Annotated in this window: 9 protein-coding genes and 1 pseudogene; 5 read left to right on the forward strand and 5 right to left on the reverse strand. The window is 50.6% G+C overall.

Annotated features, from left to right (window positions below; genetic code table 11):
• The first annotated feature begins 40 nt into the window (after positions 1-40).
• From D6C13_RS11035 to D6C13_RS11055, 5 genes and pseudogenes are all read left to right on the forward strand, one after another.
• Complete coding sequence (locus D6C13_RS11035; protein WP_120132793.1) at positions 41-493, forward strand: DUF943 family protein; 453 nt, start codon at positions 41-43, stop codon at positions 491-493.
• Between the two features lie 225 nt (positions 494-718).
• A complete protein-coding gene (locus D6C13_RS11040) occupies positions 719-1,165 on the forward strand; it encodes a DUF943 family protein (RefSeq protein WP_120132794.1) in 447 nt (148 codons plus the stop codon).
• Between the two features lie 379 nt (positions 1,166-1,544).
• Positions 1,545-2,444 (forward strand): annotated as a pseudogene (locus D6C13_RS11045) (DUF3289 family protein).
• A complete protein-coding gene (locus D6C13_RS11050; RefSeq protein ID WP_120132795.1) occupies positions 2,441-2,884 on the forward strand; it encodes a DUF943 family protein in 444 nt (147 codons plus the stop codon). The pseudogene D6C13_RS11045 and the gene D6C13_RS11050 overlap by 4 nt, the downstream one beginning before the upstream one ends.
• A gap of 5 nt (positions 2,885-2,889) precedes the next feature.
• Positions 2,890-3,390 carry a DUF943 family protein gene (locus D6C13_RS11055; RefSeq protein WP_167458021.1) on the forward strand — a complete coding sequence of 167 codons (501 nt, stop codon included), beginning with the start codon at positions 2,890-2,892 and terminating at the stop codon, positions 3,388-3,390.
• Positions 3,391-3,462: 72 nt separating this feature from the next.
• Here D6C13_RS11055 and D6C13_RS11060 read toward each other — a convergent pair whose 3' ends face one another.
• The 5 genes from D6C13_RS11060 to bcsA all read right to left on the reverse strand — a co-directional run bounded on the left by D6C13_RS11060 (position 3,463) and on the right by bcsA (position 13,629).
• The gene (locus tag D6C13_RS11060) at positions 3,463-4,476 is read right to left on the reverse strand and encodes a family 8 glycosyl hydrolase (protein WP_120132797.1); all 1,014 of its coding nucleotides are present in this window, start codon (positions 4,474-4,476) and stop codon (positions 3,463-3,465) included.
• Positions 4,477-4,485: 9 nt separating this feature from the next.
• A complete protein-coding gene (gene bcsD / locus D6C13_RS11065) occupies positions 4,486-4,965 on the reverse strand; it encodes a cellulose biosynthesis protein BcsD (RefSeq protein ID WP_120132798.1) in 480 nt (159 codons plus the stop codon).
• 18 nt (positions 4,966-4,983) lie between these two features.
• Positions 4,984-8,946 (reverse strand): cellulose biosynthesis protein BcsC, encoded by a 3,963-nt coding sequence (locus D6C13_RS11070; protein ID WP_120132799.1) that lies wholly within the window; start codon positions 8,944-8,946, stop codon positions 4,984-4,986.
• Between the two features lie 79 nt (positions 8,947-9,025).
• Entirely contained in the window at positions 9,026-11,533 is a 2,508-nt protein-coding gene (bcsB, locus tag D6C13_RS11075; protein WP_120132800.1) for a cellulose biosynthesis cyclic di-GMP-binding regulatory protein BcsB, read from the reverse strand.
• On the reverse strand, positions 11,530-13,629 hold the full coding sequence (gene bcsA / locus D6C13_RS11080) for a UDP-forming cellulose synthase catalytic subunit (RefSeq protein WP_120132801.1): 2,100 nt from the start codon (positions 13,627-13,629) through the stop codon (positions 11,530-11,532). The genes bcsB and bcsA overlap by 4 nt, the downstream gene beginning before the upstream one ends.
• Positions 13,630-13,632: the final 3 nt, after the last annotated feature.

Raw genomic sequence — 13,632 nt, forward strand, 5'->3', positions numbered from 1 at the left:
AATGGAATAATTATAATGTGGTTTTTTTAAGGAGTAAGTTATGAAAATCAAAATGACGATTACACTCATCACGTTAGTGATTACAGTTATTTATCTTATTTTTTTTAGAATTCCTGAGATTGTGCTTGTTCAACAAAGTGATACCTACACAGATATAGTGGCAAAAAACTTCCCTTTAACAAAATATGGAAAAATAAAATGGTGGAATGAAAATAAATTGTTTTTGAAAAATAAATACCAAATCCCCAAGCCAGATCAGCATGGAAACTATAATATAGTTATTTGGGATGGAGGTAGTGGCTTTAAGAAGATGCCAGAAGGCTCAACACTTTTTAGTCTTGGCACCAATGATCTCTACTGTTTTTCGGTAATAGACTCCAATAAAAATTGCATTGAGAAAAATATATTTATGGAAATAGAAAATTGGCAAGACGGGCAAGCAATGATCCGTATTGGCAATGATGAAATAATACAAATGCCACTTAAAGAATGATGTATTCATTTAACACGAATGGTATGTCACAAATCCGATTGTCAGAAATAATATATTGCAAAGTTCAGGGTTATTTCGGACTAGATAAATGGCATGTTAGGAAAATAGTAGGTCATACCTTAAGGTTTTTGAGGATTTGGTTTTTTGCAACACTATGAAAAATTGGCATTCAGAGCCTTTTGTGACTGAAATGGAAACGCACATTTATCTGTCAGGTGGAAGATCATGAAAAAAAAGACAGTCATCATTACATGCGCTGCTCTGAGTGTTTTAATACCATCATATTTTTTATTTTTTAGAAAAGCAGAAATTATTTTTGTACAACATATTGACGGGGTTACTGACATAGTAGTCAAAAAATTCCCAGTGACACAAAGAGGGAGAGTATCGTGGTGGGAAGATAACCAGGATATGCTTAAATATAAATATGGAATACCTGAGCGTGATAAAAATGGTGTTTACTATATTGCTATTTCAGATGTAAGTGATGGATTTAAAAAAGCCTCTGAGGAAAATTTTTCGGTATGGTATTCGCTTTCCAGAAGCGATCTGTTATGTTTCGATCAGATAAAATCAGAAAATAGATGTATAGAAAAAAATGTGCTTATGGAAATAATGAGTACAAAGGTGGGTGAAATGAGTTATATGTTCGATGGCGAATATATTAATTAATTTTCATTCATAAAAATCCATTCTGTGGCAATGATCTTCATAAACCCAACACGCTATCTAAAAGGGTGAGGGTTATTTAAAACCGCTTTTACCCTTTTTGACTCGTCCCGGCTCAGTAGTTGCAGTGTTGAGGAGTGGTAATCGTCTTTCGGTGCGAGAGTCGGACTGATAGCACTGGGGTTGGCCATGAAATGACGGATGGCTAATTCTTGATTTTGCCAACCAGATCAATAATTATTTAAACAATAATACTAATGTAATGTTCACCATAAAGTTGCGCGATACATTATCCGCATGAATTTATGGTGTTTTAACATAAGCGAATTTTATCTATTCTCTTATGAATGGAGTAGTTTGAAATTACATAAAAGGAATTTATATGTCACAAATCAGACTGCCTGCCAGAATATATACAACCCCCGCAGGGGCGAGGTCCTCAGACGATTTGCAGTACGGTGATATGACGGAGCAACAACTCAGGTCTGTGTACCATCTGGATGATGTTTCAGCAAGAGTAAATCCTTACACCCTGACTAAAATTGAAGAGATAAAAGCCTCTCCTTTTTCGGATTATAATTTCCCCGACCGGCCCTCTTCTTTACTCATCGATTACTTTCCAAAAAAGACGTCACGTCTTCTTCAACCTTACCCGGAAACAAAAAGTACGCTTTCAGTGAAACAATGCAGCGATATTCTTTTTGATGAAATGAGGGAACTGTCTAAGCCTTTCGCGTTATATGGTGTTTATAGCGGACTGATCGTGAAGATGATCAACCATATGCAAAAGAACAGCGGGTTGCCGTTCAGCGATTACCTTTTGAATAAGGCACTTGAGGATCAGATCAGACATGATTTTTCTGGGGGAAGTACCTTAAAAATAATAAAAGGAATTTTGATTGATAATATAGATTGGAAGGGAAAGGTATTTGATGAAACATCTCGAGGTTTATTAACTCTTGGAGTAAACCGTGGGGTTGTTCCAAAATTTGACCGATTTAAAGATAAAATTAATGGAATGGGGATTACAGTTCATGACACCTATGCCACTTAGATAACGTTAAAATCACTTTTAATTACTAACAGCGGATTCAACGCGTGTATTAATTATAAGTCTCAGGATCATTTCGGTTTGGATAAAGATGACATCTCAAAGGGGAAATTTAACGCTCTGAGATTTTTCAGAATTTGGTTTGTTTTGCAACACTATGAAAAATTGGCATTCAGACCTTTTGTGACTGAAATGGAAACGGATATTCATCTGTCAGGTGGAAAACCATGAGAAAGATAATAGTGATAGTCACTGTTCTATGCATTTCCGTATCAGCTTATTTACTGTTACTTAGAAAAACAGAAATCATTTTCGTACACCATGTCAAAGGGGATACAGACATAGTCGTCAGAAACTTCCCTCTGACTCAGGTAGGTAAAATAATTTGGTGGGAAACTAATAAGGATAGCCCTCTTATAAGGAATAAGATGTCTGATGTTGATGAATATGGCAACTATTTTGTTGGAATAGAAGATGTTGGAGTGGGGTTTATTAAAGTGTCAGAGGTAAGTTTTACATCATGGTATTCTTTTTCAAGAAATGATCTTATTTGTTTCGATGAAATAAAATCAGAAAATAGGTGCATAGAAAAAAATAATTTAATGACGATCCATAATGGACGAGATAATAAAACAGTCTATTATATTGACGGGAATACAATAAAAAAATGATAAGAATGTCTGCACGCTTTTTCATTAAATGGACTGGTGAGTTGCTGAGGAGTAAAAAAAACATCACAGTGTATATTCTATTGGCTGCACTTTTTTTATTTCGACTTATAACCAGAAGCCCTGAAATTATTTATGTCGATCAAGATGTAGGAACAATGGTTATTGTGGTCAAACAACCTCCTTTGACCCAGGAAGGTAAAATAACCTGGTGGGAAGTTCACGAAGGTGCTATTAAAAACAAATATGGTTCACCGAAGCCTGATGAAAATGGAGTTTATTACGTCTCTGTAATAGATGGCGGAAATGGATTTAAGAAAACATCTCAAGATAATTCAAATTGGTTTTCTTTTTATAACAGAAAGCTTTATTGTTTTGATGAAGTTAAATCAGAGGAAAGATGCCTTGAAAATGATGAGGTAATGACAGTCATCCATGATGAAAATAATAAAATTTCTTATTTGATAGATGACTCACAAATAGTGAAGCAGCCACAAAATGAATATTAAAATACATTTTGTGGCGATGTCTTCATTACCCCAATACGTTATAAAAATGGTGAGGTTTTTTTCAAACGGTATTTACCCTTTATGACTCGCCCACCAGCTCAGCAGTTGCAGCGTTGAGGAGTAGTAATCGTCTTTCGGGGCCAGGTTCGGGCTGATGGCTCCGGCGTTGGCCATAGTGAAATCACGGATGGCTAAAAGACCCGGCGACATGTTGTAGCTGGCTTTAGTGCCGGTCATAACGTCAATCCAGGCGGGCGTAGTGTTACGTGGCGATTTCTGCCACCACAGGATAAACGGTGCCAGCTGCGGGCTGCCAGGATGCGCCCAGCCGAGATACAGCGGGATACGCACGGCATCGTAACTGAAACGCGTCGGCCAGCGACTTGCCGGTTTCATGGTGCCATCAGCCTGCATATCCACCCAGTCGGTCGGCAGGCGGAATTCACCAAACGCCATTTTACTGAGCATCGCGGTGCCGCTTTCATCCAGATCCTTCCAGACTTTTAAATGACTGTGCGCGTAAAACGCCTGCCACGCAGGGAAGATGAAATAGGACGGATTGACGGTCACGTTGCTGGTCTGATTAAAACCCTTCACGCCCGGCAGCATCACTTTATAGCCGGCATAATCAATCACATTGTATTTGATCAGCGCCGCCTGCAATTTTTCGGAAGCTTTGGTGTAACGGCTGTCGTTCCACTTATCGCCCGCCAGCAGCAGCGCCCAGGCCATCAGCGTATCGCCATCGGAGGCATTGTTGGTGTCCGCCACATGCGGGGTGCTGTTCGGGTCATAGCGCCAGGAATACAAACCGATATCTTTGCGGTAAAGCGCGGTATTCGCCCACTGCCAGAGTTTGTCGAATGTTGCCTGATCGTCATTGAAGACCGCCAGCAGCATGCTGAATCCCTGGCCTTCTGTGTGACTGACGTTTTTATTGGCGGTATCAATGATGCGCCCGTCTGGCATCAGAAAGCGGCTTTTGTACGCTGACCAGCCAGAGTCCTGAGCCATTACGGCAGAGCTGAAAAAAGCGAAAACAAGGCCGAGCCACAGCACCAGACTGTAGCGCCGAAATAACGACATAGTGATTCCTTACAAACCATTTTGATAACGGAAAACGAACGCGCCTTCCGGTGTGCTTTCCTGCCAGCGCAGCGGAACATACGGCTGTCCGCCCTGTGATAACAACCACTGTGCATACAGACCTTCGAACAGGGAAATCAGCGCAATGCGCCAGAGCTCATCATCCTGCCCCTGCGGTGACACCGGCCAGGCTATGTGCACCAGCGCCAGCTGTTGCTGAGTGGCTTCCAGTTTCACCACACCCCAGTCGAAGCGGCTGAGGATGTGATTGATATTGTCTTCCAGCTCCCCCAGTGTCGCAGAGGCAGGAAGCTGATGCTGACGCGCCAGATTATTGCCCATCAGCGTGAGGAAACGACGACCATCTTCGTCGTCGGCGGAGGCCAGAATACCTGAAAATAGCACCTGCACCAGGCTTTGCCAGCCCGGAGTGGTATGACGCTGGCGATAATATTCCTGCGCGACCTGAGTATAGTTTTGTTCTTGCATGGTTTTATTTCACCGCGATTAATTTTGACCCATCAGGTAACGGAAGTAGACCTGTGCTGTACTTTCGTTGTAATCGCCGAAAGTATCGTAGCCAACCTTGCCGCCAATCTGCATGTTTTTATTCAGATGATAATTACCGCCCACGCCTGCGTTCCAGCCGATGCCGTTCTGCGTTTTCCCGCCGTAATAGGCTTCAGTGCCGTAACCTTCTGCCACCAGGTCTTCCAGCTGTTTCTGCAGGTCCGGGTTATTCGGGAAGTAGGCGCTCTTATCCTGAGAATAAGACTGATAACCCACCGCGCCGGACAGTTTCAGATCCCAGTCGTCATATTTCTGGGTGTATTCCACCGGGAAGGAGACGCTGACATAGTTTTGCGGGCTGAAGTAACCACCCTGACCATAGGTGTAGTAGCTGAGGTTTTTGTCGAAGTTCATATAGCCGACGTTGATACCAGTTTTCAGCTCGCGATCGTCATAACGGTAAGGGCGGACATACAGACCGGCATTGGCGTTCACCGACTGGTTGCTCTTCACGTTATTACCCAGATAACTGTAGTAACCCCCTTCGGCATAGAAACCGGCGTCGCCATCGTCGTAGGACAGATTGATACTGCCGCCGTTTTTGGTGACCTGGCCCCATTCCTTGCCGCTGTAATTATCTTTGGTCCCGACGTAAGACAAAATACTGTCGGTGACGGCGCGACGTTCAGCGGTCACGCGCAGGGTGGTGAAGTCCGTGAGTTTTGGTGCCCACTGCACGCCACCGACCAGCGAGTTCAGATCCTGCCCGAGCGGTGTACTGCCGATATCAGCTTTATAGCTCTCGCCGGTCAGCGCGGCGTTCACTTCCACGCCGGTCGCGCTCTGATTTCCAGCGGATGGCGCAGAATAGGTTGTCGGATCGGTGCCGGTAATGGTGTTGTACGCCACGCACTGATCGGACGTTGCGTTGGCTGACGTACAGTTGGTGCTGGAGTTAGCTGCGGCTGCCGCCTGCAATTTGGCAAAGGTGCTGTAGTTGGCGATATCCAGACCGGCTGCTGCTGCGGCGGCGGCCACATCTTTTTGCGCCGACTGCGCTGCAGCCAGTGCACCCTGTCCGAAGCGGGAATTGCCGGTGCCTGAAGGGCTGCCTGCGCTGAGGGAAACCGGCGTGACGCCGATGCTCAGACGTGACGTATCAAACGGCACGAAGGCAAAAGTCATCGGTGCTTTGGCTTCGGTCAGCTGGCTCAGACCGCTTTCGCCGTCACGGCCACGAATCGACATATTGCCCTGCGCCCAGGTAGCCGTTTTGCCCTGCAAATCGTCGAGCATCTCGTCGATCTGTTTTTCAGTCGCATTACGTTGCGCCACGGCTGTGGGTTGTGCGGTAGCCGCCGGAATATTGCCCGGCGTGGAAGCCTGATCAGACACCTGCCACGGCAACACGGTACCGTAAGAGGACTGTGTCGCCGGACGTGAAGCCGAAGTCCGCGTCGAGCGGTTGATGAACGGGTTGTCGCTTATCTGCAATCCGGCGACCTGCGCTGAACTGTCTGCGCCTTCGAGCCCGATCATCTTGCCCTTCGCGGAGCGCAACAGCGCCAGCGCCTGCTGGTGATCGCCCTGCGCTTCGGCGACGCGTGCTTCTAACAGCAGACGGTCTGGTGTCCGTGGCCCGGTCAGGCCTTCCATCAGGGTTTTCGCCCGCTGGTTATCGCCTTCGCCCAGCGCCACGTTAATCGCCCCCACGCGGGCATCCTGCGTCGGCGTATCGTTGCTCATCAGGTAGTTATAAACCTGACCCGCCTGTTTATTGAGTTTTCCGGACTGATATAAACGCGCCATCGCCAGCATCAGATCACGGTTTTGCGGATCTGCCTGCAATGCGACGACCAGTTTGTCGTAAGCCGCAGCGTACTGACCCTGCTCACGCAGCTGATCAGCCTGAGTAATCACGAAACCGTTACGCAGATTTGCCAGCGCCGTTGGTGAAGTACCGGACTGAATCTGCGGATTTTGCAGGAAGGCTTGCGCCTCATTGCTCAGACCCGCCTGATTGAGCACGGTAACCTGATCGGCATAATCACCGGCATTGCCTTTAACACCCTGACGCATATTCTGCCGAACCAGCTGCACCGCCAGAGGAAGCTGACCGGACGCCGCGAGGTTTTTTGCCAGTGCACCGACGTCCGCCGGTGCGGTGGGTGGATTTTGTGCCAGTGCGCGCAGCGTATTCGACGCCGCGGCGGTATTGCCCTGCTGGAGATAGCTTTCGGCATCGGCCATTTGTGCATTGAAGTTGGCGCGCTGCGCCAGTTCACGCATCCCCTGATTCTGACTGTTGCGCGGAATGCGCGAGAGCAGGGCGTTGGCGGTGGACCAGTTTTTGGTTTCGGAAGCAAAAAGCGCTGCTGCGTACAAATCGGCGGAAGACGCTCCCGGACGCGAAGACGGCGCCATGATCGACTGCGCCTGCGCGGTTTGTCCCTGCGATTGCAGGATGCGCGCCATATCCAGTTTCACCCAGACGTTCGACGGCTGGCGTTCCTGTGCCTGTTGCAGAATATTAAGTGCGCGCTGCGGATCGTTGTTCGCCACTGCCTGTGCGGCCTGACGGCGCATCGGCTCGATAACATCGGCCACGGTCGGCGGGTTCATTTTCGCCTGCAATCCGGCTGGCAGAGTTTTCAGCACCTGATTAGCTTCGGCAGTTTTATTTTGCTGACGGAGCACGTAATACAAGCCGGCACGGGCATCAGCATTATCGCCCAGCGCACTGTATTGCTGCTCCGCGCCGGGCAGATCGCCTTTGCGGCGCAGAATATCCGCACGCAGCAAGCTGGCAGACTGACCTTTCTCGCCACCGACCTGGGTCAGAGGAGTGACAGCGGCCAGCGCCGCGTCGTAACTGCCGGAACCGGCGGCTTCTTTGGCTTTGGCTAACTGCGCGTAAAACGCCGAATCCTGCGCCTGATTGCTCAACTGCGCGCTGTTCGGACCACCCTGTGCGGCGGCTTTGCTCAGATATTGCGACGCCTGTTCAAAGTTGCCGCTGCGCTGGGCGATATAACCCAGACCGGCCAGAGCATCGGCATCGTTCGGGTTATCGGCCAGCACTGTTTCAAATTTGGCTTTTGCGCTGGTGACGTCGCCGCTGTTCAGGGCAGTAAAGCCCTGACCTTTCGCCGCGCCGCCAATGTTTTTCTGGAAATAGGCCATCACGCTGGTGTCATTAGGATGACGCGCCTGATAACCCTGATACAAATCACGGTCGCCTTCCTGCGGCGCCATCCACAACAGAGCCTGACGCAAAGAGCGGTCAGCCTCAGTGCTGGAACCGGCCATGGTGCTCAGCAACTTAATGCCATCGCGACGGGTCGATTCCTGATAAGTCAGCACTTTACCCAGTCCGAGACGCGCCTGCGTGTCATCCGGACGTGCGGCGACGCGCTGTTGTAATCCGGCAATCGCCTGTGGCTGGAGCGATTTATCACCCGCCATCGTCAGATAATATTCGGTCGCCAGACTGTCGAGCGGCTGGTTGCCGTTAAAAATAGTGCGATAGGCCGAAAGCGCACCACTGACGTTCCCTTGTGCCGCCATCTGACGGGCAGAAGCCAACTGAGCCGGTGGAATGGACTGCATCGCTTTGGCGCTGTTGAGGGACGCCAGACGCGGATCGTCCGGTGATACGCTGACCAGCTTTTCGCGCCACTGATTAGCCGCCGCTTTATCGCCACTTTGCATGGAATACAGCGACATCAGGTACATCGCCTGCGCATTGTTCGGCTCAACCAGCAGCACTTTCTGCAGGGCGTCTTTAGCCAGATCGTCATGCGCGCGTTCGTGCCAGTAAGCGGCCTGATCAAACAGGGCTTTCATGGCCGGATTGGAGGTGTCCGCTGCAAACGTAGCGGCGCTAAAACTTGCGACTCCGGCGATCCCTACCAGATAAATAGCCCTGATCACCGCCAGGGACAGTTTATGTTTTTTCATTTTCCAGCTCCGGTAATCGCCAGAGGGTCGCCTGAAATACAGGCGACTTTCATTGTTTTTGTTATACAGCCTATGCTTTTCATTTCTGACCCAGACGTTTAGCCGCATGACGACGCAGGACGACGAACAGGCTCAGTCCGATCACCAGCGAAAGCAGGGTGGCAATCAGCGACAGGATCACGATATGCGTGCTGGCGTACCAGAGCACCATCATGTACCACGGCATTTGTCCGGTCGGGAATTGCTGGCCGACGGAGAAACTGCGGATGCCGTTTTCATCGGTAATGATCGCCAGGTCACCGCGCACGTTGGCGTTAATTTTTGGCGATTTCAGATCGTTATGGATTTTCAGCAACTGCTGATCGTCTGTGCCGGTCGCTACCACCACCACGTGATCGTTAGACCAGCGTGAGCGGTAACTGACGAAGCCACGCCATGCGCCGGTCGAGGACAGATAACGGTCAGCATCCACCGGCTGGCGGTACCAGTCACCGGTCAGCCAGGCCACGAGGCGCTGCACTTCGGTGGGTGTTTTCACGCCCATCGAACCGGCATTGACGCTAAACGGCGAGTCAGCCAGCAGTTGCTGATTGAACGGGGTATCGCCAAGCGTGGTGACGGCCAGAATATCGCGGTCAAACAGCGGGTTATTCTGCTCATCACCTTTCAGACCGAAGGCCACCTGAACGTGATTGACCGGCACACCGGTGGCTTTACCGGCGCGCGACGCGAGGTTTAGCAGCGTGTGGATTTCATCCGCCGTCGGCGTTTGCGGCAACAGCATCAGGGTGTCGGAGAAATCAGCCAGTTTGGAATACGGATATGACGCACCGACGAAATACGACAGGTTCGGTAACTGGGCGAAGTGATAGCTTCCGCTCAGGTCGATGAAGGATTTCGGATCGATACGGCTCTTGATGTTATCGCTGGTCAGAATGCTGCACGGCGCATCTTTTTTCGGCTTGATGTCGAAATAGAATTGCAACTGGTTATCACCGTAAATCAGGTATGGCGCGAGCTGAATGGTGTAGCGCTCCTGACGGCTGTCACCGCCGAGACGACGCCAGATGTTTTCCACCAGACCGACTTTGTTGACCGTCAGGCTGCGCAGATAGTTGCTGTTGATGGAGACATTAAGCTTCGAGTTATCTTCATCAATCCAGTTTTCCGTCGGGAACCGGTAATCGATGCGCACCGGAATATTGTGGCCATCCCACATAAATAAGTCCGGCGCGGCGCGGAACGCCACCTGAATACCGTCGTGATAAATCCCGTTGGAAATCAGTGAATCCTGATCTTTACCCGCCAGTTCACCCAGCGTGACCGGACGTGACGTATCTATCCAGCGCGGCGCGTCATACGGTTTGCTCGATGGAATAGTTTGCTGCGCGACATCCAGATGATCGGTATTGTTCGGCATGCCGCCATTGATCAGCCGGTATGCAGCCTGACGCAGTTCATTGTCGTCATTGCCGAGCACCAGCAGCAGTTTGTAGACCGGATTAATCGGGTTATCGATAATCTGAATGGATGCGCCGTTGCTTGGTGGCAGCGTCAGCGAACCAATTTTATCGCCAGGTCTGCCGAACAGAATGCCGTTTTGGTCGGGTAAATCATTCAGAATGACTGGGAAATCAACGCTGCGATAATCGGACAACATGCCGAGATAAGAAGAGACCATCGCCGCTGCGCTGACATCGCCGGGTTTCATTGACGCCGAGAAGCCCATGGTGATTTTGGACTCCTGCATTTGCAGGCCATCAAAGAACGGACGCGGGAAGTTACCCAGATTGCGGCCGATATTGAGCTGCTGACCTTCCAGACCAATGCTGGTGGTCGGCAAAATCGTGACCCAGTATTTATCCGACTGATCTTTCTCGCAGGTCATGGTGTTGCTGTCATGCACGCGAAAGCTCAGGTTGTTGCTGGACACCACCATCGCAGAAGGGATATCCAGATCGTAAACATCGCCGCCGTTGCTGCTCTGATTCAGCGGAAGATTACCCAGCGGCTGGCCGTTGAGCATCAGCTCGAGCGTGGTATCACGGGCAATCAGTGCCGGAGAAATTTTCAGAGCCAGAGAAAGATGGGCGTTAGTAACAACTTCGTCCGCAGGCAAGGTAAAGAGAATACCGGACTGCAACTGGCCGCCGCTGAGCGTCAGCCCGTTTGGCTGGCCCATTTCTGCCACGGTAATATTACTGGTGACCGGCTGAACCAGCGGGATCACCGGCGCTGACGCTGCCCCCGGATCGGTAACCGGAGCCACAGGTACGGAAAGTGAGCTGCTGTTGTTCACCGGCGTGGTATCGGCCTGCGGCAAGTCCGCGGAAGGTGCCGGAGTGGACGTTGCAGCATTGCTGGTGGGCGCGTTGTCTTCTGGCATCGGTGTCACCGGCGGCAGCCACGACGGCGCGGCAGGCAAACTGGTGGCAGGATCAACCGCCGGAGCAGGCGTTTCCTCCGCCTGCGTAAACGGCAGACTGCTGAACGTCAGCAACAAACCGGTGGTGATTTTCCTGAGCAGGGATGAGCCCGGCACAGCAGAGAAACGGCGCTTTACGGTCGGTTTACGTGGTCGGTTCATGCTGCTTCACTCTTGCTGGTGGCGTCAGCGGGTTTATTTTTAGCGCGGCGTTCTTTCCACGTGTTGTAGAACAATTCGAACACGCAACGGATGATGCTGAGCAATGACTTGAACGGGTTATCCGGCGGGTATTCTTCGCCAATCCAGGCATCCGCACGGCATAACACCACGCGCACCAGTTCACGACGTTTCGAGAGCGGCAGGTTTTCAAATTGCAGACGAATGCGCTCTTTGTTACCGCTCACCTGGCTGACCGGGAAACTTTCGGCGCCGGATGAAAGCTGGATCTCCACTTCTTCAATTTCTTCTTCGAGATAACGCGCATCCGGCGTGACCAGCTGTACGCCACCCATCGACATATCAATTGTGGTGGTGCGCAGCGAAATCCCGTTGGCGTAATGAATGATGGCCGGGATCGCCACATCAATACGGATGGTTTTACGCACCTGACGCGTTTCTTTTGCCACCGCAATCGCCGCCAGCAGGATCAGCACGCTGAAGCTGCCCCACGCCACGTTGAGTGCGATAACGTTGGGATCAATGGCAAAGTAATCGTGGAAGATGGCGCGCACCACGCCATAGCCGATGCCGATAATCATCAGAATGGCGACAATCAGGTGTGGTTTTACGATGTTGAAGTCAAAGAAGCCGACATCAAGCAAACCGCCTTTGTCCGTCACGTTGAACTTGCCGCGTTTGGGCGCGAACAGGGTCACAATCGTTGGCAGGATCAGGTGGAACGCCATGACGGTTTCATAAATTTCACCCCAGAAGGTGTAACGGAAACGGCCATTCATACGGGAGTTGATGTACAGCGACATCACCAGATGCGGCAGCGCGTAAGCGAAAATCAGGCTGGCGGATGAGGAAATAATGTTCAGGTTAAACAGCAGGAACGCCAGCGGGGCGGTCAGGAAGACCACGCGGGGTAAACCGAACTGGAAATGCAGCATGGCGTTCAGATAGCACAGACGTTGCTGCCATTTCAGACCACGGCCAAAAAGCGGATTATCGACGCGGAAAATCTGTGTCATGCCGCGCGCCCAGCGGGTACGCTGAATGACGTGCAGGCCGAGACGTTCCGTTGCCAGACCGGCAGCCAGCGGGATATCCAGAAACGCAGTGTTCCAGCCACGGCGCTGCATCTTCAGCGCGGAGTGGGCATCTTCGGTGACCGTTTCTACCGCAAACCCTCCCACTTCTTCCAGCGCTACGCGGCGGATAACCGCACAGGAGCCGCAGAAGAAGGTTGCGTTCCAGTTATCGTTACCTTGCTGAACCGGGCCGTAGAACAGCGCGCCTTCGTTGGGCATGGTGCGTCCGGCGGAAAGGTTACGTTCGAACGGGTCAGGCGAATAGAAATAGTGAGGCGTCTGAATAAGCGCCAGGCGCGGATCTTTCAGGAAGCTGCCGACGGTGGCCTGCAGGAACGCGCGGGTGGCTACGTGGTCACAGTCGAACACGCAAATCAGCTCGCCTTTGGTGAGTTTCATCGCATGGTTCAGGTTACCGGCTTTGGCGTGGGAGTTGTCGTTACGGGTGATATAACCGACACCGGCATCCGCCGAGAACACCGCAAATTCGTCGCGTTTACCGTCATCGAGGACGTAAATTTTGATTTTATCTTTTGGATAATCGATGCACTGCGCCGCCAGAACGGTATCGCGAACCACGTCGAGGCTTTCGTTATAAGAAGGAATATACACGTCGACGGTGGGCCACAAATTGGTGTCATCCGGCAACGGTTCGATAGTGCGTTTTAATGGCCAGGTGGTTTGCAGATAGCCCAGCAACAGAATCAGCCAGACATACAGTTCTGCGAGGAATAATCCAATCCCTAAAATGGCTTCAATCGTCGAATTAAAATGCAGCGTTTCCGTCGCACGCCAGTAAATATAACGAGTCGACATTATTATGGACATGATGACCATGACCACACTAATGCGGCGGCTTTTACTGATGCCGAGCAGGAATAACAGCCCGATGCTGATCAGGCCAAAAATGTACTGCTTCTGGCTGTCCATCGGAGTGATGATAATGACTGCTGCCACAGGCAACAGCAGAAGCAAAAGCAGGGAAAACAGGAATTTATTCATCGC

The sequence above is a fragment of the Rahnella woolbedingensis genome, from assembly GCF_003602095.1.
In the GTDB taxonomy this organism is placed as follows: Bacteria; Pseudomonadota; Gammaproteobacteria; order Enterobacterales; family Enterobacteriaceae; genus Rahnella; species Rahnella woolbedingensis.

What these genes read in the sequence shown, in the direction of transcription:
- D6C13_RS11035 (WP_120132793.1), top strand. Translation starts at nt 41, where the DNA reads ATGAAAATCAAAATGACGATTACACTCATCACGTTAGTGATTACAGTT.
- D6C13_RS11040 (WP_120132794.1), top strand. Translation starts at nt 719, where the DNA reads ATGAAAAAAAAGACAGTCATCATTACATGCGCTGCTCTGAGTGTTTTA.
- D6C13_RS11050 (WP_120132795.1), top strand. Translation starts at nt 2,441, where the DNA reads ATGAGAAAGATAATAGTGATAGTCACTGTTCTATGCATTTCCGTATCA.
- D6C13_RS11055 (WP_167458021.1), top strand. Translation starts at nt 2,890, where the DNA reads ATGTCTGCACGCTTTTTCATTAAATGGACTGGTGAGTTGCTGAGGAGT.
- D6C13_RS11060 (WP_120132797.1), bottom strand. Translation starts at nt 4,476, where the DNA reads ATGTCGTTATTTCGGCGCTACAGTCTGGTGCTGTGGCTCGGCCTTGTT.
- bcsD (WP_120132798.1), bottom strand. Translation starts at nt 4,965, where the DNA reads ATGCAAGAACAAAACTATACTCAGGTCGCGCAGGAATATTATCGCCAG.
- D6C13_RS11070 (WP_120132799.1), bottom strand. Translation starts at nt 8,946, where the DNA reads ATGAAAAAACATAAACTGTCCCTGGCGGTGATCAGGGCTATTTATCTG.
- bcsB (WP_120132800.1), bottom strand. Translation starts at nt 11,533, where the DNA reads ATGAACCGACCACGTAAACCGACCGTAAAGCGCCGTTTCTCTGCTGTG.
- bcsA (WP_120132801.1), bottom strand. Translation starts at nt 13,629, where the DNA reads ATGAATAAATTCCTGTTTTCCCTGCTTTTGCTTCTGCTGTTGCCTGTG.